Origin of the sequence: Pseudoalteromonas caenipelagi (assembly GCF_013140855.1) — a bacterium.
GTDB classification, from domain to species: Bacteria; Pseudomonadota; Gammaproteobacteria; order Enterobacterales; family Alteromonadaceae; genus Pseudoalteromonas; species Pseudoalteromonas caenipelagi.
Genome location: NZ_JABBPG010000001.1, coordinates 315,171 through 337,118 on the forward strand (window position 1 = coordinate 315,171; position 21,948 = coordinate 337,118).

Consider the following 21,948-nt stretch of genomic DNA (forward strand, 5'->3'; position numbering starts at 1 on the left):
TCTCTTGTTGTCATAACAAATTTGCAGCTATCAGGCATGTATGTACATACGCTAGTTTTGAACAGCACCAATCACATTGAATATTTTAATTATGAACTGGCAGTAGTTTGTAAAAATAATCTGTTCAACAAATGCAAATTGATTAAATAAAAACTACCGACACTTTACGTTAACGTAAAGGGTTATTCAACTAATCCTAGATGAATAACCCTTAATTTGCATAATTATGCTTGGAAAGATTTTATTACGGCTGGCTAAATCTTTTTATAACAGTGGGTTATACAAATTTTTCATCAACTTCCATAGGAATAACTGTCAACAGAGCACGCTGACCAAGTGCAACATTGGCATTTGGAAAAATTATCGCCTCACCCTCTACTTCCGCTAAATATCTAGTCTCACCATCTACAGCAAGCAATTCACCTTTAGCAAACCCGGTAAAGTTTTCAGCACTTTCTGAAAATGGAAAACTAAAATCTTGTTGTGTTCTATTAATGGTCCGATGGACTTGAAAAAGCTCATAATCCGATGAATTAAAATCACCAAATCCAATATTATCCTGGCTAATTAATGCAGACAATGTTTGTTTTGTTTTTGCAAAACGGCTCATATCGTTTTCGCCAAACGGCTTAACTTGCCCCAATTCTACCGTAAATGCGTCTGCATCAAATTGCTTTGAAGAAAAATAGCTGAATGTCGTTGCTTCTGTGCGCATCATGAGTACAGTATTTACACCGCAGGCTAACAAAAATTGTAGCTGTGACTTTTTCCAAGGCTTACCGTGTAAAAATGGATAAACGGCAAACTTTTCGTTTTTAGAGCCTCGAATAGCGGTATGTAGGTCGTAATGACAGCGGTATCTACCCTGTTCCACCGAAGTAAAGAACTCTCTAACATATTGCTCTAAATTAGCAGCACGTTTGCGCTCTTCATTTTCAACGCCACCTTGTGCATGTGTGCCATTAAACAAGCGGTTTAAGTTTTCTTCTACAAAGCGCTCACCGATATTAATCGACTTGGGGTTGCCAAAAATAAACAGTACGCGGTGCTTAAGCAATAGCTCTTCTTTAATAATCGCTTGAATTAACTCATCGCATATTTCAATCGGCGCGGTTTCATTACCATGAACAGCACTAGATAAAACGATATCTTTATGGCCGTAGCTACTAGGAGTGAACTGGATCACACCTGTATCTAGCACATCTACCACTGTGCCATTGCCTAACGTAAATCGTTCGGGCGGCAAATAGAACTCATTGTTTCTTGTCAGTGTTAAAAAATCGCCTGTGGTTTTTAATTCTTCTAGGTACATACGGTCACCAAGTTCTAATTGTGAGAGAAACTACCTAACATACAAAGGTAGATAATATTTAGATAAAAAAAAGCCATGCAATAGCATGGCTCAGTTTCAAAACTTTAACTAGCTAATAACTGAATCAACTAACGCTTTCGCTTCTTGCTCTAACTGTTCAAGATGCGCTTCGCCTTTAAACGACTCAAGGTATATCTTATAAATATCTTCTGTGCCAGAAGGGCGAGCCGCAAACCAACCGTTTTGCGTCACGACTTTTAAGCCACCAATCGCAGCTTTATTACCTGGAGCATTGGTTAATATTTGGGTTATTTTATCACCTGCCAGCTGATCGGCTTTTACATCTTCCGGACTCAGCGCTTTTAATCGTGATTTTTGCTCAGCTGACGCAGGTGCATCGATTCTTTTATATATCGGCGCACCAAACTGTGCTTCAAGCTCTTGGTAACGCTGTGATGGTGTTTTGCCTGTTACCGCTAAAATTTCTGCGGCCAGTAAACCTAAAATAAAGCCATCTTTATCGGTATTCCACACATCTCCATTTAGACGTAAGAACGAGGCTCCAGCACTCTCTTCACCGCCAAATGCTAACCACTGCTTGCTTAACCCTTTAACAAACCACTTAAAGCCTACAGGTACTTCATAAACTTCGCGATTGTTAGCCTGCACTACTCTGTCAATCATTGCCGATGAAACCAATGTTTTGCCAATTTTTACATCACTTGGCCAATCTCTATGAGTAATAAGGTAATCAATAGCCACGGCTAAAAAATGGTTCGGATTCATTAGACCATCTTTGGTAACGATACCATGGCGGTCATAATCTGGGTCATTACCGATACCGATATCATAGTCATCTTTAATTGCGATTAAATTTGCCATCGCATACTGAGATGAGCAATCCATACGTACTTTGCCGTCCTTATCGAGCGGCATAAAAGCAAACCTCGGATCGATTTGATCATTAACAACCGTTAAATTGAGATTGTATTTTTGCGCTATAACAGGCCAAAAGTTGATGCCTGAACCACCAAGAGGGTCTACACCTATCGATACACCCGCTTTTGCTATTGCTTGCAAATCAATAATATTTGCTAAGTCGTCTACATACGGGGTGATCAAATCTTGATACTTTATAAACCCAGAACGTCTTGCTTTAGCAAACGAAAATAGTTCCACTTCTACTAAATCTTCTAGCAGTAACTTGTTTGCTCTATCTTCAATCCATTTTGTTACATCAGTATCTGCAGGTCCGCCATTAGGAGGATTATATTTAAAACCACCATCTTCAGGTGGATTGTGCGAAGGCGTAATTACAATACCATCAGCCAATTCATTTGGATTTTCTTTGTTATGGCAAACAATTGCGTGGCTGATCACCGGTGTAGGTGTGTAGTCGTCATCTTCTTGAGTTATCACCTGCACTTCATTAGCAACCAATACCTCAATAGCAGAATTAAAAGCAGCTTCTGATAGTGCATGAGTATCTTTACCTAAAAATAAAGGGCCAAATATATCATTTGCTTTTCTGTAATCACAAATCGCCTGAGTGATCGCTAAGATATGCGACTCATTAAACTTGACGTCGTATGAGCAGCCTCGGTGACCTGATGTACCAAAAGCAACACATTGCTCAGGATTTTGCTCAAGGTCTGGCTCATTAATATAATAAGCAGAGACAAGTTTTGGAATATTAACCAATTGCGACTGTGTTACTGGTTTCCCAGCACCTGGATGGATTGCCATAAGATGTCCTTATAGGTAGTCTCGGATAGTTTCGGCTTGCGCTTCAGTGTAGCCTAAGCTTAATGCGACTTCATGAAGCATCATTTTCTTACGAGTCGTATTTGAGTTGGTCATCACCCAATATTCGCTATCAAGAATATTTTTGGGATTCATACTACTACCACTTTCAAGTAACGCTTCTTTGCTTTTTGCAAAATAGATCCTATCACGCCCTTTGATATCTAACACTTTATGAAAGCTTTTTTTATGGGTACGATGTAAAGCGCAAAGAATAAACAAAAAGCGCCCAACCACACCTTTTTGCATGGCCAGTTCTTCTTTGTTTAGAATGTTAAATACATTAGCGTTAGATTCAACTGATTCTTTTTCAACTGCTGTATCTGTGCTTTGTTCGGGTTGTTCAGTAACATGCGTACTTTCATCACAGATGGCGTTCGTTCTATTACTGTCAGTAGAGAGGTTCAATAAACGACGTAATATTTGTGAAGCACTTTCGCCAATACTTTGTGTATTACTAGCGATGTATTGATAAAGTTCGTCATCTATTTCTATTTTCTTCATGCTTTTCCTGTCATTACTGAATTTTTCTGCATCTGTGTGCGATTATATCCTGATTTCGCATATTACTCTACGGCTTTGAATTTTTGCCTAACACTGGCACAATTAATCCCTTAAGCTAGGAGAGAAAATGTTACTTAACTACTCACAAACTGGCCAAGGGCCAAATGTTGTACTTATTCATGGACTGTTCGGTTCGTTGGATAATTTAAATATCATTGCAAAAGCACTGAGCGAACACTTTACAGTAACAAACGTCGATTTGAGAAATCATGGCCACTCGTTTCATGATGACGCAATGGATTACCCTACTATGGCGAACGATATTCTCGCTCTTATGGATCATCTAGGCATTACCGATACTCACTTAGTCGGTCACTCAATGGGTGGAAAAGTAGCAATGCAAGTCGCAATGTTGGCAGAGCAACGAGTGAACCGATTGGTTGTGTTAGACATTTCTCCAGTCGCATATCACGCTCGTCATGAGGCTATCATCCATGGGCTTAATGCGGTTTCAAAAAGCCCACAGTTAAATAGCAGAAGTGAAGCCGATAAGCTGATGGCGCAGGATATAGACGAGCCTGGAGTAAGACAGTTTTTGCTTAAGAGCCTGACTAAAAACAGCGAAAGTCGCTTTACTTGGCGCTTTAACCTAGCCGTTATCGCAGCAAACTATAACAAAATAACATCAAATATTAATGAGACTCATTCTTGCTTGTGTGATACCCTATTTATCAAAGGTAATAATTCAGACTATATTCTACCTGAGCATAAAAGTGCGATTTTAAGATGCTTTCCCAAAGCGAAAGCAAAGGTTATCAACGGCGCAGGGCATTGGCTGCATGCAGAGAAACCTCAAGCAGTGAATCGTTCAATTATTGATTTTCTTCAATAATCCGTTTGTTTTTGCGTTACGACCTTAATTTATCGTGAATGATTATGTTATAGTACGCGCCGTTTGAGTTTTTAGTAGAGCGCACATGGTCAGTCAGTTTATAAATGAATTTGAAACCTTGGGACTGTATTTCGCTTTAGCGGGGATCTTCTTTTTTATTGGAATGGCGATACAAGACGTTCTTAAAAAAGGCGATGTTCCAAAATTTGGTAGGTACATCGTTTGGTTAGTGTTGTTTTTGGGCTGTTCAGGATTCATTGCTAAAGGACTAATTCAAGTCTTCTGGCAAGGTGCAGGTGTTGGTTAGAAATGGCAAAATCTGAAACAGATAGAACCACGATTGACTTATTTGAAAATGAAAAGCGCCCAGGCCGACCAAAAACCAACCCACTTCCTCGAGAAGTGCAATTAAAGGTTAACAAGCGCAATCAAATTAAGCGTGATCGTGCAAGAGGTTTAAAACGCGTAGAATTCAAAGTCTCTTCAGAGCTTTATCAAGCTCTAAGTGACATGGCTGATGAGCAAAATCTCAGCCGTAGCGCGTTGATAGAAACTATCTTGCAAGAAAAATTAGCGAATAATAGATAGAAGGTAAGTATTTAATGGCAAGCGTAGGTATATTTTTTGGCAGTGATACCGGCAACACTGAACACGTTGCTAAGATGATACAAAAAGAGCTAGGTAAAAAGCTTGTAGACGTCAAAGACATTGCAAAAAGTAGTAAAGAAGAAATTGCAGAATTTGACCTAATCTTATTCGGCATTCCTACTTGGTATTATGGTGAAGCACAATGTGACTGGGATGATTTTTTCCCGGAACTTGAAGAAGTTGACTTTGAAGGTAAGCTGGTAGCTATTTTTGGTTGTGGTGACCAAGAAGATTACGCTGAATACTTCTTAGATGCGATGGGCATGATCAACGACATCGTTACAGAGCGTGGTGCTATCGTTGTTGGTAACTGGTCAACAGACGGTTACGAGTTTGAAGCATCTAAAGCACTTGTTGATGACAACCACTTTGTAGGTTTAGGCATAGACGAAGATCGTCAACCAGAGCTTACTGAGCAGCGAGTCAAAGACTGGTGTGCACAGGTTTACGATGAAATGTGCCTTGCAGAGCTTGAAGACTGATATTTTTTTCATGCTTTGCACTTAAATGCATAGCACGTTATTCTTAGGTAAAGCAGCGTCGTGCAAATAACCTAAGATAAATACACATAATAGATTGAGACAGATTTAATGACTGATCACAACTTAGAATTAAAAAAAGCAGGTTTAAAGGTAACCCTTCCAAGGATTAAAATTCTTGAAATCTTACAATCGCCAGACAATCAGCATATCAGTGCTGAAGATGTCTATAAGATTTTACTAGATTTAGGTGAAGAAATTGGTCTTGCGACGGTTTACCGTGTTTTAAACCAGTTTGATGACGCGGGCATCGTTTCCCGTCACCATTTCGAAGGTGGCAAGTCTGTATTTGAACTGTCTGGTAGCACTCACCACGACCACTTAGTTTGTTTAAAGTGCGGTAAAGTTGTTGAGTTTGAAGACGAAGTGATTGAAACTCGACAAGATGAAATCGCTAAACAAAATGGCATTAAGCTTACCAACCATTCATTGTACTTATACGGTGAATGCGAAGACAAAGCCGCGTGCAAAAAGTTTGCAGAAGAGAATGGCAACTAAGCATTACGCTTAGTCTCAGATTCGATAAAAGCCGGCTTACGCCGGTTTTTTATTGTGTGAGTTATCCATTTTCCCGCCCAATAATCGTTTTGATAACGTGCTATTTCTAAGCGAATAGATAAAATAGCGCACGTAATAATAAAGAGAATTATGATGTATAAAATTTTCGAACGCTTTACCAATGCTTTTCCTGATGCGCCTGTTTCTCAGCCTCCTCAATCTCTTTACGCATTCTGCCGTTTTTATACAAAAGGGATGGAATGGCCGCTATTTTTTATGTCTCTTTGTGCTGCAGCGCTTGCTATTCTAGAAGTCACACTATTTTCGTTTATGGGAAATCTAGTCGACTGGTTATCTCAATACACACCACAAGCACTATTTGAAAGCAAACGTTCCGAGCTAACTTCTATGGCAATAATAACCGTGATAGTTTTTCCGATACTGGTATTCTTTCACTCCGCTATTTTGCACCAAAGCCTGCTTGGTAATTACCCCATGGCCATTCGTTGGCAAGCACATCGTTATCTATTAAATCAAAGTATGAGCTTCTACCAAGATGAGTTTGCAGGCCGTATTGCAACCAAAGTTATGCAAACTGCGTTAGCAATACGAGAAACGGTGATGAAATTACTCGATGTGCTTGTATATATCGTCGTATATTTTGGCGCTATGCTCGCCCTTGTTGGCCAGGCCGACATGCGTTTAATGTTGCCCATGTTGGGATGGTTATTTTTATACGTCACTATACAAATTTACTTTGTTCCTAGGCTGAAAAGAATCTCTAGTGAACAAGCTGACGCTCGCTCCGAAATGACAGGAAGAATCGTAGACAGCTATGCAAATATCTCCACAGTAAAACTCTTCTCCTACACCAAGCGTGAAGAGCAATATGCCAAAGACAGTATGGATGTGTTCATACAGCCTGTATATAAACAAATGCGCCTTGCAACCAGCCTAAATGTACTGGTCCAAACGCTCAATTACCTACTCATTTTTACTGTCGCTGCATTATCTCTCTATTTATGGTCTTTCAACGCAATTACGGTAGGTGCAATTGCGATAACAGTCAGTTTGGCGCTCCGCTTGAATGGTATGTCACAGTGGATCATGTGGGAACTAAGTGGCTTGTTCGAAAACATTGGTACTGTTGCTGATGGCATCACTACCCTATCCAAACCCATAGAAATTAAAGATTCGCCTAATGCTCAACAGCTGCAATTTAAGCAAGGTGCTATTAATTTCAACAGTATTAATTTCGCGTATAAACGCATTGATAAAAATACCCAAAGTAACGTAATTGATAATCTAAGTTTGTCTATTAAGCCCGGCGAAAAGGTGGGTATTGTTGGCCGCTCTGGCGCAGGAAAATCTACTTTAGTTAATCTACTACTGCGGTTTTACGACTTGGACAATGGCGCGATCACGATTGATGACCAAGATATAAGTACCGTTAAGCAAGAAAGTTTACGTCAACAAATTGCGATGGTGACACAAGACACTTCCCTGCTTCACCGAAGTGTACGTGATAATATTTTATATGGCCGACCTGATGCAACCGACCAAGAACTTATAGATGCTGCTGTGCAAGCCCAAGCATATGATTTCATTCAACAGCTTGAAGATGCAAAGGGTAACCAAGGCTTTGATGCTCAAGTTGGAGAACGAGGTGTTAAGCTCTCAGGTGGTCAACGCCAACGTATCGCCATAGCAAGAGTATTACTTAAAAACGCTCCTATCTTAATCTTAGACGAAGCGACTTCTGCACTCGACTCAGAAGTCGAGTCAGCAATACAAGATAGCCTAGATACATTAATGACAGGAAAAACGGTTATTGCTATCGCGCACAGGCTATCAACCATTGCGCAAATGGATAAGCTAATTGTTATGGAACAGGGAAAGATTGTGGAACAAGGAACACATACGCAACTGCTAAACAAAGGTGGTATTTATGCAAAGTTATGGGCACACCAAACTGGTGGCTTTATTGGTGTTGAGTAACACCTGAGCAAAATAGCAAGCACACTTGCTCGATTAACTCCTCAAGCGCCTTTTCATCTAAAGGTGCTTGCCACTTTATCACTTGCTCCCAGAAGGTTAGCTTCTTCAATCCGCCCCAAAAAATTGCGGCAGCAATTTGCGCATCAAAGCGGCCTAAACAATCAGCGTACGACGCGTCTTCAAACCATTGTAACAGGGCCTTTTCACAGTTCATAAAGCGCTCGTTTAAGGAGTCTGCTTGCTGCTGTGACTTCATGGATTCGATGATCACAATACGAGCTAATGTCAGGTAGTCTTCGTCACTGAGTAACGTCACTGCGCTTATAGCCAAATGTTTAAGTTGAGTTTTGAAATCATAATTTGGGATAAACTGAATAGCCGTAAGCGGTTCAATCCTCGAAATGAGTAAATCGACCACAGCATCAAACAGCGCTTCTTTATTCGCATAATGTTTATAAAGCGTGCGTTTGGAGACGTTCGCATTTACGCTAATTTGTTCCATGGTTGTTGCTGATAATCCATTTTGTGCAAACAGCGTGATTGCCGCACGCAAAATGTCTTCTTGTTTTATTGAATAACTCACAACTGAATACGCTAACACTTGATTTAATTAGCCATATTTTAACAAAAAAATTCAAAAGATATAGTAAACGCCATCGTTTACCAAAATAAAAAAAAGGTATACACTTGCGTTTACCCTTACAAAAGTCCAAAAGTCGTCCATAAAAGTTCACGATGGTATATATTGTATATGGTATGGACACCCTCTGGTTAGGGTAATAGTCGTGTTTGGTCACTCACAACTATATACGACGCCTAAATATCTACATCTAAATGCAAAGTAAAATTACTGCAAAAATGGGAATTGGAGTAAATATGTATCCACACTTCTTTAGTCGTGTAAAACTAATCGTATTATCTTTAAGTACACTTGTATTCATATTCGGTTGCAATGACCAACAAAATCAATCATCTCAACAATCGATGCCACCCGCTGCGGTGAGCATTCAAAATGTGGCTAAAACTAATGTACCTATCACCATTGAACTACCGGCAACGCTTGCAGGTAACAAAGAGGTAGAGATCCGAGCCCGAGTATCAGGGATAGTCGAATCAAGAAATTTCGAGGAAGGCCAGATTGTTAATGAAGGCCAATCTTTATTTACACTCGACTTAGAGCCGTTCAAGCTAGAATTAGAAAAAGCTCAAGCTCAACTCGATGCTGCTAAAGCTCAGGTTGCACAAAATAAGCGCGAAAGAGACCGATTTGAAACTCTGACCAACGAACGCTCTGTCTCTAAAAGAGACTTTGATAATGCTGCCTCTAACTATGATATTTCTCTTGCAAATTTAGAGTTGGCAAAGGCGGCATTGAACGAAGCCAAATTAAATCTAGAGTACGCCCAAGTTAAAGCGCCAGTTTCAGGTATCATTGGCCGAGAGCTTGTTTCTGAAGGGAGTTATGTGTCTGGACCAGAGCTATTGCTTGCCGAGCTCACCGATACAACCAATATGCGAGTTCGATTCGGCTTTTCTGAGCGCGAGCAACTCAAAATGCGTCAAGATGTGGAAAACGGCAGCCTTACATTACCAAAAAACAATGAATTTAGTGCGCAGATTATATTGCAAGATGGCAGCATTTATTCTCAAACGGGTAAAGTTAACTTTTCTGATGTAAGGGTTAACCGCTATACAGGGACAAGTGAGTTACAAGCAAAGGTCGCAAACCCCGCTTCACAGCTTAGGCCCGGCCAATTCGTTCGTGTACGTTTAGATGGTGCAATTCGGCATAATGTTGTGTTACTTCCTCAAAGAGCGGTACTAGACAATGGCACAGGCAAGTTTGTTTACATCGCAACTAAAAATGAGCAAGGCACGCTAGTGGCATTACCCGCGCCCATTGAAGTTGGTGAGTGGGTGCAAAAAAATGGTAAAAACTTCTGGGTGATCCGAGAAGGCCTACAGGAAGGTCAAAATGTAGTAATAGAAGGTATGGCAAGAATATTCTTCCCCGGAATGCCAATTCAAGTGGCCGAAGAGGGAGCATAATTACCCATGTTTTCACGTTTTTTTATAGATAGACCCATCTTTGCTTTTGTTATCTCTATCGTCATTGTATTAGCAGGCCTTGCAGCCATGCGAAGCTTGCCTGTGGCTCAATATCCCGAAATATCACCGCCAGTGGTTCAGGTTACTGCTGTTTATCCCGGCGCCTCAGCAGAGGTACTTGAACAAACCGTTGCTGCGCCAATTGAGAATGCCATAACGGGCGTCGAAGGGATGATGTACATGAGCTCAACGAGCACCAACTCAGGCGTAACAACCATTGCTGTTACGTTCGAAATTGGTACCGATGTAGATCAAGCCGCGGTAAATGTTAATAATCGTATAAAACAGGTTGAAGCTCGACTGCCCGAGGAAACTCGTCGTCAAGGGGTGGTTGTCGCAAAAGGCTCTTCGAGCTTTTTGCAAGTTCATGCCTTTTATTCTCCAGACGATTCTCGAACGAGTCTTTGGACTTCAAACTATGTCACGATGAACGTGCTCGATAGAATCAAACGGATCCCAGGCACTACAAACGTACAAATATTTGGCGCTAAAGATTACGCTATGCGTATTTGGCTTCGTCCAGATTTAATGAGCCAATTAGCTGTGACTGTCGAGGAAGTATCGGCTGCAATTAGAGAGCAAAACTCTCAATACGCTGCAGGTCAAATCGGTGCCACCCCCACTGCGGAGCACGCGCAAGAACTGGTATACAGTGTCACCGCACAAGGGCGTTTATCTAGTGCTGAAGAATTTGAAGATATCTTAATCCGCGTCAATCAAGATGGTTCAAACTTAAGACTTAAAGACATTGCCCGTGTAGAGCTTGGCTCAAAAGATTATAACTTTGCGGGTACTGTTAACGGCAAACAAGCTGTGCTACTGGGGATCTTCTTACAACCTGGCGCGAACGCACTCGATGTTGCAGAGCAAGTAAAGCAAGAAATAGAGCAATTAAAAACACAATTTCCCATCGGTTTATCACACTTGACGGCGTATGACACCACGCGTTTCGTTGAAGTATCAATACGCGAAGTGTTAAAAACTCTAGGGGAAGCAATGGTTTTAGTGTTTCTCGTGGTATTTCTATTCTTACAAAACTGGCGCGCAACACTGATACCTACACTAGCTGTGCCAGTGTCATTGCTCGGTACCTTTGCTGGCATGTATATGCTTGGGTATTCAATTAACACATTGACCTTATTTGGCATGGTGCTATCTATCGGTATTGTGGTTGACGACGCGATTGTTGTACTTGAAAACGTTGAACGTATAATGCATGAAAAGCACATCAGCGCTAGGGATGCCGCAATTCAAGCTATGCAAGAAGTGAGCGGACCAGTCGTGGCCATCGTTTTGGTTTTATGCTCGGTATTTGTACCCATTGCCTTCCTTGGTGGTTTAACAGGCGAACTATTTCGACAGTTTGCGATCACCATTTCAATTTCCGTAAGCCTGTCTGGTGTAGTAGCATTAACAATGACACCTGCCCTATGTGTACTTATTTTGAAGCATGAGCATAAGCAAACCGCAGGCTTTTTTTTATGGTTTAATAACCTGTTTGCAAAGATAACTGCACGCTATGTTGGCACAGTGAGCTTTATGGTTAGACGCGGGCTTTTAGGTTTGGTGCTTGTTACTACGATGGTTGTTATCACTGGGGCTCTTTGGAAAAATACACCAAGCTCTTTAGTGCCTGATGAAGACCAAGGGTTTTATATCTCAGCTATATTCCTACCTGATGGCTCTTCTTTAGAGCGCACAGCTGAAGTTGTTGATGAAGTCATCGCAGCAGTTCAATCAAACCCAGCGAATGAAAATGTAGTCGCCTTTACCGGTTTTGACTTTATCGGAAATGGTTATAAAAATAGCGCAGCTACTTTGTTTGTTACTCAAAAGCATTGGGACGAACGCAATATTGATACTAAGTCCTTAGTTGGCGAGCTATATATGAAAACCGCACATATCAATGAAGCTCTGGTACTTGCTTTCAACCCCCCTGCTATTTTTGGACTTGGCAATACGGGAGGTTTTGAAGTTTATTTGCAAAACAAAGGTGCAGGTGGCCATGAAAAGCTTAAACAGGGCATGCAGTTGTTGATGGGTGAAGCACAAAAAAGCCCTGTACTTGCAAGCTTACAAACCTTATGGCGCCCTGATGCACCGCAGCTTAAAGTTAAAATGGACAGAGAGCAAGCCCTAGCTATGGGTGTTAACATCAACAGTGCCTTTAACGCACTCGCAGCAAATTTAGGCACCTATTACGTCAATGATTTCAACAAATTTGGGCGAGCGTGGCAGGTGCTGCTTTCTGCTGAAGCTGAGTTTAGAATGTCTCCTGAAGATGTTGGCCGCATATATGTAAAGAACAATCACGGTGATATGGTGCCTATTTCCGCATTTACTGATATAGAGTACAGCCGAGGTCCAGATACGCTTGAACGCTACAATAATTTATCTGCCGTTAAGTTATTGGGGGAAGCGGCACCAGGGTATAGCTCAGGTCAAGCAATTGCAGAAATGGAACGTATTGCACGTGAAGTGTTACCACCGGATATGAGCTATGACTGGACAGGTTCCGCATATCAAGAAAAGCAAAGTTCAGGAACAACTGGCCTAGCACTTGGTTTGGCTGTCATTATGGTATTTCTAATTTTGGCCGCCCTTTATGAGCGATGGTCACTGCCCTTTTCAGTGCTATTGGCCTTACCGTTCGGTACATTTGGCGCATTAGTTTCAATATGGGTTGCAGGACTTACTAACGATGTCTACTTTCAAATTGGTCTAGTGACACTGCTAGGTTTAGCCAGCAAAAATGCAATACTGATCGTAGAGTATGCGCTAATGAAACATCAACAGGGCTGGAGTGCAAGCGCAGCTTCATTAGAAGCAGCTAGATTGAGGTTTAGACCAATTATTATGACTTCACTAGCTTTCATTTTGGGCGTAGTTCCTTTAGTGATCAGTTCTGGCGCGGGGGCAGGCGCTCGACATAGCGTCGGGACTGGCGTCATGGGTGGTATGATGGCCGCAACCTTCTTAGCAATATTTTTTGTTCCATTATTCTTTTTCTGGTTAACAAACAGGCGACTCACGGAAAAACGCTCCAGAGAAGAGCTCGCTGACGAAATTGCGCAACAACATAAAAAGGAACATGTTGAAACCACCGAAGGTTTAGCATAACACTAAAAAAGGCGACCCTTAGGTCGCCTTTTCTTTGGAAACTATGTTTACATAATTAAGGTTGAACAACCGTTACATATGGGTCCCAGTTAATTTCTTTGATTAACTCAGTACCTTTGTAAACTTTCACATAAAAGGTATAGGCTTCTACTTGTGACACACCCGGATTTGGACGGCCTGGTAGCGTCGCGTTGGCTTGTACAAACGGCTGATATGCAGTTTGACGCACAATATTAACACGCTGATCTTGTGTCATTGGAATTGCGTCGTTTTCATAAACGTACACTGGTGCGTTACCTTGGTAAGCTGTCCAGTCTTTTAATAGCGTATTATTATTCCAGTCATGTTCTGCATCGATGATAACTGAATAGTTTTCGTCGCTTCCTTCGGGTTGAGTCTCTTTTGGATAAGCACTCCAACGGATGATGTCGTCATTATTTACCCGGATACTTAACTCATAAGAACCTTATGAGTTACTAAGCACAATTTCTTGCGATGCATACATATTTACTGCTCGACTTCCAGCAGCACCATTTTCAATTGCTTCGCAATCAACAACAACTTCTACGCGATGTATAGTCATCTTTTATCCTTAAAGAAATTTAAAATTCAACAATTATGTGAATTATATAATTAACTTTACATATATTTAGAGAATTTCTAATTGCATACACAATTCAAATCGAATTATTTATTCACTCGACAGAATGATAATAGCCTCCCACTCGAAATCGCTAAACATTAAACTCACATGCATCACTAAAATTTTACATTTATAGCTATTTTATCTAGTGAAAGTCAAAAACTCTATTTACTTCAAGTCCATAACACACTTCTTCAAAGGGATACTTATTCATGGTCAATCCCTGTGCGCTATCCAAATTTACCGCCCCATGCTTCTCATAAAAAGAGCGTGCTCGATTGTTTTTGGCATAAATCCAGGTATACGCTTTTTGATATCCTTCCTCATAGAGCTTGAGCAACCTAGCTCTGAGTAATGCTTGTCCAAGGCCCCTGCCTTGGTAGCTAGGCTGAACATATCCCCGATATAGCTCACCTGCGTTTAGTTTACATATTTTTCGACTGACAGGATTGTGAGAGGCTCTATATCCACCAGTTGCGCCGCATGCAGCTATTTTTCGACCATCGCAGATTAATATCGCGTTGTGCTTTTCGGGTTGAGTCAAGATTGATAACCAGATTTGCTCAAAAAATGCGGGCGTCCCTTTAGCAAGTACCTCTCTAGGAAGGAATGGTCGAAATGCTAGCTGCCAACTCTCACACGTTACTTTTGCCATATCTTTAACATCGTTGCGCGTTGCATTTCTGATCACTAAATTTTTTGGCAAGGACAATGCGTAAGTTAAGGCCTCTACGTCCTTTTCGATTATATCCATATAAAACCTCTGATAAAAGTTAATTTTTAGGTAACAGGTGTAATACATTATTGTTACAAAATGACACTTGTACAGATTTTTATTCGAAATAGTTCGTTTTGAAATACATGTAATGTGCACATCTATGGCGTTTTTAGTGCTAACCCGTTAATATTAAATAAAAGGTCAGTGTGGTCGTGATATGAACAAGCAGCAACTTCTGGAAAACTTTGAACAGTACTTTCAAGTAGACGACGCAAATCAGGTCAATCTTAAAGTGACCAGCCAGGATGAAGTTCCGCAAACTCTTGCAGAGCTAGAATCACGGATCCCCGCGCTGTTCAAATTAAGCACCGAAATGAAAGAGCTTGACCATAGTATGCTCAGTCCCTTAAGAAATATGGGCGATTTTGCATCTGAGCTAGCTGCATTCTTGCAAGCACAGTCGCGAAAAATAGATTTGATGATGAGCCATATTCTCGCCACCGAACAGCCCGATGAAGACAACATTTTTTGCGATTCCTATGGTGGTGGAGGTATTCGCTTTAGCTCAGAAATCGAATATTCAATTGGCAGTGCGTTTCGGACTAAACTCTTTTTACGTCAGGAAGCCGCAGCCATTTACTGTTTCAGTGAAATCATCGCAATAGATAAACTGCCATCGGGCAAATTTCAATACTCACTTGCTTTTAGCAATATTAGGGACGAAGATCGCGAGCTAGTCGTCCGCGCAAGCCTACATGCACAAACCCGACAGCTAAAAAAACGCCAATCAGAGCAGAATAAAGAACAAAATAGCTGACACCTTCGAGCACAATGATAAACTAACGGCTTAGTTATTTATTAGTGTTTTATCATGACCTTTAGACTTTTACCTGAATGGGCGCCTCAAGACGCTGTAATGCTTACTTGGCCGCATCAAAACACAGACTGGGCAAGCATTCTAGATGATGTTGAGCCTGTTTACGTTACTTTGTGTCAGCACATCAGTCAGCTGCAATCTGTGCTAATCGTTGCGCACGACGAGCCACTTAAATTGCATATTACAAAGCTGCTGCTTGAAGCTGACGTTGATCTATCAAAAATCATTTTTGTTGTCACGCCCTGCAACGACACTTGGGCTCGCGATCATGGCCCTTTGACCTGTGCCAATCAACAAGGTGAACTGGTAATAAAAGATTTTGTGTTTAATGGCTGGGGTAACAAATTTGAAGCTGCACTCGATAACGCTATTAACCGCTCATTAGTTAAGCAAACGGCCAACCCTCTTAATCAATATAAAGCCTTAGACTTTGTACTAGAAGGCGGAGGTATAGAGATTAATGAGCATGGTACTTTATTGACCACCTCTGAATGTTTGCTCAACCCCAATCGCAACCCAGAATATGATAAACAACGCATTGAGTCTTTGCTTAAAGACGAGTTAGGTGCCATCGACTTCTTATGGGTTGACCATGGCTATCTTGCAGGTGACGATACCGACAGCCATATCGATACTTTGGTAAGGTTTGCGCCCAACAATACGCTTGTTTATGTTCAGTGTGAAGAGCAAAACGACGAGCATTTTGCAGCATTAAGTGCTATGGAAAAGCAATTAATGAGCTTTAAAACTAGCCAAGGAGAAAGTTATAAATTAGTGCCGCTGCCTTGGCCAAAAGCAGTTTATAACAAAGAAGGCGATCGCTTGCCTGCCACCTACGCAAATTATTTGATAATCAACCGTACTGTATTAGTGCCCGTATACGGCGATAAGCAAGATTCGCTTGCGTTATCTCAAGTACAAAAAGCGTATCCAGAACACACTGTAATAGGTATAAATTGCCTGCCAATCATTCATCAATTCGGTAGCTTGCACTGTATAACAATGCAGCTACCACGTGGTTTTCTAAAATAGGTCACATCATGAGTCAACAATTATTAAAAGTTGGTTTAGTACAGCATGCCAACACACACGATTTGGCACACAATACAACTAAAACGGAACAAGGTATTCGAGAAGCGGTAAAACAAGGGGCTAAACTCGTGGTACTTCAAGAGTTACACCGTAGCTTGTATTTTTGTCAGACAGAAGATACTGACCTGTTTGACTTGGCAGAGCCGATTCCAGGCCCAAGCACCGACTTCTACTCAAAACTTGCCAACGAGCTAAATATTGTTATCGTTACGTCGTTATTTGAAAAACGTGCGACAGGGCTCTACCACAACACAGCCGTCGTCATTGAAAGTGATGGCAGCATAGCTGGAAAGTACCGAAAAATGCACATTCCTGATGATCCTGGTTTCTATGAGAAGTTTTACTTCACTCCTGGCGATTTAGGGTTTACCCCAATCGAAACGTCTGTTGGTAAACTTGGTGTACTGGTGTGCTGGGATCAATGGTTCCCTGAAGCGGCGAGGTTAATGGCAATGGCTGGTGCGCAGTTGCTCATTTATCCGACCGCTATCGGCTGGGATCCTAGAGATGATCAAGATGAACAAATACGCCAGCGCGACGCCTGGATAATCTCACAACGCGCACACGCTGTTGCCAATGGAGTACCAGTGATAAGCGTTAATCGTGTTGGCCATGAACAAGACCCAAGTGGGCAAAGTGAAGGTATCCAATTTTGGGGCAACTCTTTTGTTGCGGGTCCACAAGGTGAAATGCTAGCTCACGCAAGTGAAACCCAAGAGCAGACGCTTGTGGTAGAAATTGATCAAGCACGTAGTGAATCAGTGCGCCGCATTTGGCCATATCTGAGAGATCGCCGCATCGATCATTATCAAGACCTGTGTAAAATTTACCGAGACTAAATAACAATAAATAGGAGTGTTCAATGGCATCTGCGCATTGGAGCGAGCTACCATGGGTAAAAAGCCCAACCGATAAAATTCACTGGGGGCAGCTCAGTGGTAGTGGTTTAAGTGTTGCACTCAGTTCAGGTATAGCGCAGCACCATGAATTGGTTGTAATCGTTACCCCTGATACGCCCTCTGCATTGCGTCTGGAAACAGAACTCGGTTATTTACTACCCGAGCGACCCGTAATGGTTTTCCCTGACTGGGAAACTTTGCCATATGATCACTTCTCCCCTCATCAAGATATTATATCTGCAAGATTGGCATCACTTAATGCCCTTAAGCAGCAAAATGACAGTGTTTTGATTGTTCCAGTATCTACTTTAATGCTTCGCACTGCCCCGCCAGCGTTTATTTATGGTAATGCACTGAAGTATAAAGTAGGTGATATTATTGATGCACAGCAGTTAAAGTCAGCACTAGGTGAGTCGGGTTACCGACATGTTCAACAAGTCATGGAGCATGGCGAATTTGCCGTGCGAGGGTCGATTGTGGATTTATACCCCATGGGCAGCCCACACCCTTACCGCTTTGATTTTTTTGACGATGAATTAGATAGTATTCGCTTATTTGATATCGAGACACAACGTTCACATGAGAAAGTTGACGCAATCGATTTGCTACCTGCTCATGAATTTCCAACTAACGATGCTGATATTGAACGTTTTCGCATCGCTTATCGCGAAGCATTTGGTGCAAGTGCTGAGCAAGATTCTATCTATATGCAAGTCAGTAAAGGCAACTGGCCGGCGGGGATTGAGTACTACCTGCCACTTTTCTTTGAAAAACTGGCAACAATATTTGACTACCTACCAGCAGATGCAACCATAATGCATCTTGGCGATATAGAACACGCGGCGCAATCGTTTTGGCAAGATGTTGAAAAGCGTTACGAAAATCGCCGAGTTGACCCGTTAAGACCATTACTTGAGCCAGCCAAGCTATATCAGCCAATAGAAGAGTTATATGGCAATTTTAACCGCTATGGGCGTATCAAACTTAGTCAAGCAAAGCTTGGCACTAAAGCTGGACATACTAACTTGTTGGCCAGCACTGTGGACGATATTCGAATTGACCACAAACTAGCCCAACCATACAGTAAAATTCTTGACTATATAACCGCGCAAAAAAAGCAACAAGGCCGAGTACTATTTAGCGTAGAATCTGATGGTCGTCGTGAATCCCTGATTACTTTGTTAAAACCTACAGGGCTTAAACTCAAAGAGTTTTCTGGTTTTTCAGCGTTTGTCGCAGATAAAACAGATGTGGGTTTAATTGTAAGCCCACTTGAGCAAAGCGTGTGTTTATTAGGCTCAGGAAAAATAAATAATCCTGCGCTGAGTATAATTACAGAGCAAGAGTTGCTGGGTATAAAAGTCTCTCAACGAAGACGCCGCAAACACAAGTACGAACAAGGTCAAGATGCACTTATTCGTAACTTAGCCGAGTTAAAAGAAGGTCAGCCAATTGTTCATTTAGACCATGGTGTTGGCCGTTATATTGGTTTGCAAACCATTGATGCTGCGGGCGTGGCGACAGAGTTTGTTACCATTACATATGCTAACGACGCAAAGCTCTACGTCCCAGTATCGGCCCTACACATGCTAAGTCGCTACTCTGGTGGTGAGGAAGCATCGGCTCCGCTGCATAAACTCGGCTCAGATGTGTGGGAAAAAGCCAAGCGTCGAGCTGCCGAAAAAGTCAGAGACGTGGCCGCTGAATTACTAGATATTTATGCCAAGCGACAAAGCAAACCGGGCCATGCGTTTAAACTGGATGGCGCACTGTATCGAGAATTTGCTCAAAGTTTCCCGTTTGAAGAAACCGACGATCAACGTAATGCAATCGAAGCAGTTTTAGCAGATATGCAATCTGACCAAGCGATGGATAGATTAGTATGTGGCGATGTTGGATTTGGTAAAACAGAAGTTGCAATGCGTGGCGCATTTGCGGCTATAAATGATAACAAGCAAGTCGCGGTTTTGGTTCCCACAACCCTACTGGCACAACAACACTTCGAAAACTTTAAAGATAGATTTGCTGACTTACCAGTAGAGATAGGCGTGTTATCACGTTTTAACAGCGCTAGGGAACAAAAAGATACGCTCGACAAGCTAGCAAATGGTCAAATTGACATCGTTATTGGCACCCATAAACTCATTCAAGAGAACATTAAATTTTGTGATTTGGGATTATTGATCGTCGATGAAGAGCACCGTTTTGGTGTTCGACAAAAAGAGAAGATAAAGCAACTTAGAGCGGATGTAGACATTCTAACTCTCACAGCTACCCCAATTCCTCGTACATTGAATATGGCAATGAGTGGAATGCGTGATTTATCTATTATTGCGACCCCACCAGCGAAGCGACTGGCAATAAAAACGTTTGTCAAAGAGAGAAATGATGACCTTATAAGAGAAGCTATTTTGCGTGAGATAAAACGCGGTGGCCAAGTCTACTTCTTACATAACAACGTTGAAACTATAGATAAAACTGCTGCCGACATAGCCGCGCTTGTCCCTGAAGCAAGCATTGCAGTCGCACATGGACAAATGCGCGAACGCGAACTTGAGCGTTTGATGAGTGACTTTTATCATCAAAAGCATAACGTTTTAGTATGTACAACCATCATTGAAACAGGTATCGATATTCCCACTGCTAACACCATTATCATGGACAGAGCTGACAAATTGGGGCTTGCGCAAATGCATCAACTGCGCGGTCGTGTTGGACGTAGCCACCATCAAGCATATGCATATCTGCTCACCAGAAACACCCAGAGTTTAACTAAAGATGCGGTTAAGCGCTTACAGGCAATTGAGTCATTAGAAGACTTAGGCGCTGGCTTTGCACTTGCAACCCACGACCTAGAAATTAGGGGCGCAGGTGAGCTACTGGGTGACGACCAAAGCGGGCAGATCCAATCTATCGGGTTCAATCTGTACATGGAAATGTTAGATCAGGCAGTACAAGCGCTAAAAGATGGAAAAGAACCAACACTTGATAACTTGTTACAACAGCATACAGATGTTGATTTAAAGATCCCTGCACTTCTTCCAGATGATTATATACCCGACGTAAACATGCGTTTGAGCATGTACAAGCGTATTGCCAGCGCACACACTGCTGATGAATTGGATGAGCTACAAGTTGAACTAATTGATCGCTTTGGATTACTGCCTGATGCTGCAAAAAACCTGTTTCAAGTGCAACTTTTGAAGCAAAAAGCCAACCTACTTGGCATTAGTAAGGTTGAGGCAAATAATAAAGGCGGCTATTTTGAATTTAGCGATTCAACTAAGGTTAATCCAACATTCATCATAGCTTTGATACAAAGCAACCCTCGCGTCTATAAGATGGAAGGCGCAAGTAAATTGCGTTTCGCAATAGAAGAAAAAAATGGACAAGAGCGATTGAAGCTTATTAGTGCTATGATCGAAGACTTTAATAAAAAGGCTGTTGCATGAAGCATTTAGTAAAAATATCTGTACTATTTTTAGCACTGACGCAGTCTATGTCAGCGTATGCATTGCGCTGGTTTGAAGTAGAGTTAATTGCATTTGAACAACAACCTTCTCCTTTACTAAGAGAAGATTTCAGTTTGGTTCACCCGCTAATCAAAGGTAATAATCAACTTGATTTACTTACCGACGGGTTTAATGCTCAAGGGCAACAACGTTGCCTTGAGGGAGATGCTGATTTCGACCCTCGTCCGATAGCACAGAAAGTCTATGATTCATATTCTTGGGCTTGCCCTTCAAGTCATGATTACATCTCTCATTATGAGACTCTGCCAATCTCTCCCTATGCAGAGCCACAAGAGCACATGGACAATATTTACTTATTATCACAGCAGCAGCTGCAATTTGCAGATACTTTGAGACAACTGCAAAGTAAAGGGTTAAAACCTATTCTACATACAGGATGGCGCTTTCCAGAGCAAAGTATGCGCAGAGCACCTTTTATGAAAATCTTTGCCGGAAAACAGTTTGAATCCCCTATTAGCTATAAGTTAATCGACACGCTCTCACAAGAAGGTTATTTAGGGCTATTAGACAAACCTTTTTCTGTGCAACAAGAAAACGACATTGATCATTGGCAGCTTGAAGGATTACTGAAGATCCATGTAAAGCACTATTTATATGTCACTAGCAACTTAGATATACGCTATCTTGCTGATGATGGAAATATTCAAACCGCAAGAATGTCACAATTTACAAGAGTTTATAGCGGCGACATTCACTATTTAGATCATCCAAAACTTGGGATCATCTTTCAAATCAGAAAATACAAACACTAAAGACGGGTAAA

18 protein-coding genes and 1 pseudogene are annotated in these 21,948 nt (G+C 41.6%); 13 read left to right on the forward strand and 6 right to left on the reverse strand.

Features of this window, described 5'->3' with window-relative positions; genetic code table 11:
- Positions 1-277: 277 nt before the first annotated feature.
- The 3 genes from astE to seqA all read right to left on the reverse strand — a co-directional run bounded on the left by astE (position 278) and on the right by seqA (position 3,619).
- A complete protein-coding gene (gene astE, locus HG263_RS01310) occupies positions 278-1,312 on the reverse strand; it encodes a succinylglutamate desuccinylase (RefSeq protein WP_171624283.1) in 1,035 nt (344 codons plus the stop codon).
- Positions 1,313-1,420: 108 nt separating this feature from the next.
- Positions 1,421-3,058 (reverse strand): phosphoglucomutase (alpha-D-glucose-1,6-bisphosphate-dependent), encoded by a 1,638-nt coding sequence (gene pgm / locus HG263_RS01315; protein WP_171624284.1) that lies wholly within the window; start codon positions 3,056-3,058, stop codon positions 1,421-1,423.
- Between the two features lie 9 nt (positions 3,059-3,067).
- Positions 3,068-3,619, reverse strand: a complete 552-nt coding sequence (seqA, locus tag HG263_RS01320) for a replication initiation negative regulator SeqA (RefSeq protein ID WP_171624285.1) — start codon at positions 3,617-3,619, stop codon at positions 3,068-3,070.
- A 127-nt stretch (positions 3,620-3,746) separates the two neighbouring features.
- Here seqA and HG263_RS01325 point away from each other — a divergent pair, with 127 nt between their 5' ends.
- From HG263_RS01325 to HG263_RS01350, 6 genes are all read left to right on the forward strand, one after another.
- Entirely contained in the window at positions 3,747-4,511 is a 765-nt protein-coding gene (locus HG263_RS01325) for an alpha/beta fold hydrolase (RefSeq protein ID WP_171624286.1), read from the forward strand.
- An 85-nt stretch (positions 4,512-4,596) separates the two neighbouring features.
- A complete protein-coding gene (locus HG263_RS01330; RefSeq protein WP_171624287.1) occupies positions 4,597-4,818 on the forward strand; it encodes a DUF2788 domain-containing protein in 222 nt (73 codons plus the stop codon).
- A 2-nt stretch (positions 4,819-4,820) separates the two neighbouring features.
- Positions 4,821-5,099, forward strand: a complete 279-nt coding sequence (ybfE, locus tag HG263_RS01335; protein ID WP_171624288.1) for a LexA regulated protein — start codon at positions 4,821-4,823, stop codon at positions 5,097-5,099.
- Positions 5,100-5,113: 14 nt separating this feature from the next.
- Positions 5,114-5,641 (forward strand): flavodoxin FldA, encoded by a 528-nt coding sequence (gene fldA / locus HG263_RS01340; RefSeq protein ID WP_171624289.1) that lies wholly within the window; start codon positions 5,114-5,116, stop codon positions 5,639-5,641.
- 108 nt (positions 5,642-5,749) lie between these two features.
- Positions 5,750-6,196, forward strand: a complete 447-nt coding sequence (gene fur / locus HG263_RS01345) for a ferric iron uptake transcriptional regulator (RefSeq protein WP_171624290.1) — start codon at positions 5,750-5,752, stop codon at positions 6,194-6,196.
- A gap of 153 nt (positions 6,197-6,349) precedes the next feature.
- Positions 6,350-8,194 (forward strand): ABC transporter ATP-binding protein, encoded by a 1,845-nt coding sequence (locus tag HG263_RS01350; protein ID WP_171624893.1) that lies wholly within the window; start codon positions 6,350-6,352, stop codon positions 8,192-8,194.
- On the opposite strand, the gene HG263_RS01355 is transcribed toward HG263_RS01350, so the two are convergent.
- Positions 8,178-8,777: a TetR family transcriptional regulator gene (locus HG263_RS01355; RefSeq protein ID WP_171624291.1), complete on the reverse strand. Its 600-nt coding sequence runs from the start codon at positions 8,775-8,777 to the stop codon at positions 8,178-8,180. The two genes, HG263_RS01350 and HG263_RS01355, sit on opposite strands and share 17 nt — an antisense overlap.
- Positions 8,778-9,070: 293 nt before the next feature.
- Between HG263_RS01355 and HG263_RS01360 the strand changes: the two genes are divergently transcribed.
- Positions 9,071-10,243 carry an efflux RND transporter periplasmic adaptor subunit gene (locus HG263_RS01360; RefSeq protein ID WP_171624292.1) on the forward strand — a complete coding sequence of 391 codons (1,173 nt, stop codon included), beginning with the start codon at positions 9,071-9,073 and terminating at the stop codon, positions 10,241-10,243.
- Between the two features lie 6 nt (positions 10,244-10,249).
- On the forward strand, positions 10,250-13,423 hold the full coding sequence (locus HG263_RS01365) for an efflux RND transporter permease subunit (protein ID WP_171624293.1): 3,174 nt from the start codon (positions 10,250-10,252) through the stop codon (positions 13,421-13,423).
- A gap of 55 nt (positions 13,424-13,478) precedes the next feature.
- Here the strand turns inward: HG263_RS01365 and HG263_RS01370 are convergent.
- Together HG263_RS01370 and HG263_RS01375 are read right to left on the reverse strand one after the other, a co-directional pair.
- Positions 13,479-13,874: pseudogene (locus HG263_RS01370) on the reverse strand (hypothetical protein); the annotation flags it as partial.
- A gap of 337 nt (positions 13,875-14,211) precedes the next feature.
- Positions 14,212-14,820, reverse strand: a complete 609-nt coding sequence (locus tag HG263_RS01375; RefSeq protein WP_171624294.1) for a GNAT family N-acetyltransferase — start codon at positions 14,818-14,820, stop codon at positions 14,212-14,214.
- A 181-nt stretch (positions 14,821-15,001) separates the two neighbouring features.
- Here HG263_RS01375 and HG263_RS01380 point away from each other — a divergent pair, with 181 nt between their 5' ends.
- From HG263_RS01380 to HG263_RS01400, 5 genes are read left to right on the forward strand one after another with little or no spacing between them, the layout of a single operon-like run.
- Positions 15,002-15,601 carry a PilZ domain-containing protein gene (locus HG263_RS01380; RefSeq protein ID WP_171624295.1) on the forward strand — a complete coding sequence of 200 codons (600 nt, stop codon included), beginning with the start codon at positions 15,002-15,004 and terminating at the stop codon, positions 15,599-15,601.
- Between the two features lie 54 nt (positions 15,602-15,655).
- Positions 15,656-16,693, forward strand: a complete 1,038-nt coding sequence (locus HG263_RS01385) for an agmatine deiminase family protein (protein ID WP_171624296.1) — start codon at positions 15,656-15,658, stop codon at positions 16,691-16,693.
- An 8-nt stretch (positions 16,694-16,701) separates the two neighbouring features.
- Complete coding sequence (locus HG263_RS01390; RefSeq protein ID WP_171624297.1) at positions 16,702-17,592, forward strand: carbon-nitrogen hydrolase; 891 nt, start codon at positions 16,702-16,704, stop codon at positions 17,590-17,592.
- Positions 17,593-17,615: 23 nt separating this feature from the next.
- Positions 17,616-21,104: a transcription-repair coupling factor gene (mfd, locus tag HG263_RS01395; protein WP_171624298.1), complete on the forward strand. Its 3,489-nt coding sequence runs from the start codon at positions 17,616-17,618 to the stop codon at positions 21,102-21,104.
- Positions 21,101-21,937 carry a CsiV family protein gene (locus HG263_RS01400; protein ID WP_171624299.1) on the forward strand — a complete coding sequence of 279 codons (837 nt, stop codon included), beginning with the start codon at positions 21,101-21,103 and terminating at the stop codon, positions 21,935-21,937. Before mfd ends, HG263_RS01400 begins: the two co-directional genes overlap by 4 nt.
- The last annotated feature ends 11 nt before the right edge of the window (positions 21,938-21,948 follow it).

Coding starts and splice junctions, on each gene's coding strand:
- pgm (WP_171624284.1), bottom strand. CDS start 3,058: ATGGCAATCCATCCAGGTGCTGGGAAACCAGTAACACAGTCGCAATTG.
- HG263_RS01400 (WP_171624299.1), top strand. CDS start 21,101: ATGAAGCATTTAGTAAAAATATCTGTACTATTTTTAGCACTGACGCAG.
- mfd (WP_171624298.1), top strand. CDS start 17,616: ATGGCATCTGCGCATTGGAGCGAGCTACCATGGGTAAAAAGCCCAACC.
- HG263_RS01360 (WP_171624292.1), top strand. CDS start 9,071: ATGTATCCACACTTCTTTAGTCGTGTAAAACTAATCGTATTATCTTTA.
- HG263_RS01325 (WP_171624286.1), top strand. CDS start 3,747: ATGTTACTTAACTACTCACAAACTGGCCAAGGGCCAAATGTTGTACTT.
- HG263_RS01365 (WP_171624293.1), top strand. CDS start 10,250: ATGTTTTCACGTTTTTTTATAGATAGACCCATCTTTGCTTTTGTTATC.
- fur (WP_171624290.1), top strand. CDS start 5,750: ATGACTGATCACAACTTAGAATTAAAAAAAGCAGGTTTAAAGGTAACC.
- fldA (WP_171624289.1), top strand. CDS start 5,114: ATGGCAAGCGTAGGTATATTTTTTGGCAGTGATACCGGCAACACTGAA.
- ybfE (WP_171624288.1), top strand. CDS start 4,821: ATGGCAAAATCTGAAACAGATAGAACCACGATTGACTTATTTGAAAAT.
- HG263_RS01385 (WP_171624296.1), top strand. CDS start 15,656: ATGACCTTTAGACTTTTACCTGAATGGGCGCCTCAAGACGCTGTAATG.
- HG263_RS01375 (WP_171624294.1), bottom strand. CDS start 14,820: ATGGATATAATCGAAAAGGACGTAGAGGCCTTAACTTACGCATTGTCC.
- HG263_RS01350 (WP_171624893.1), top strand. CDS start 6,350: ATGTATAAAATTTTCGAACGCTTTACCAATGCTTTTCCTGATGCGCCT.
- seqA (WP_171624285.1), bottom strand. CDS start 3,619: ATGAAGAAAATAGAAATAGATGACGAACTTTATCAATACATCGCTAGT.
- HG263_RS01330 (WP_171624287.1), top strand. CDS start 4,597: ATGGTCAGTCAGTTTATAAATGAATTTGAAACCTTGGGACTGTATTTC.
- HG263_RS01390 (WP_171624297.1), top strand. CDS start 16,702: ATGAGTCAACAATTATTAAAAGTTGGTTTAGTACAGCATGCCAACACA.
- astE (WP_171624283.1), bottom strand. CDS start 1,312: ATGTACCTAGAAGAATTAAAAACCACAGGCGATTTTTTAACACTGACA.
- HG263_RS01380 (WP_171624295.1), top strand. CDS start 15,002: ATGAACAAGCAGCAACTTCTGGAAAACTTTGAACAGTACTTTCAAGTA.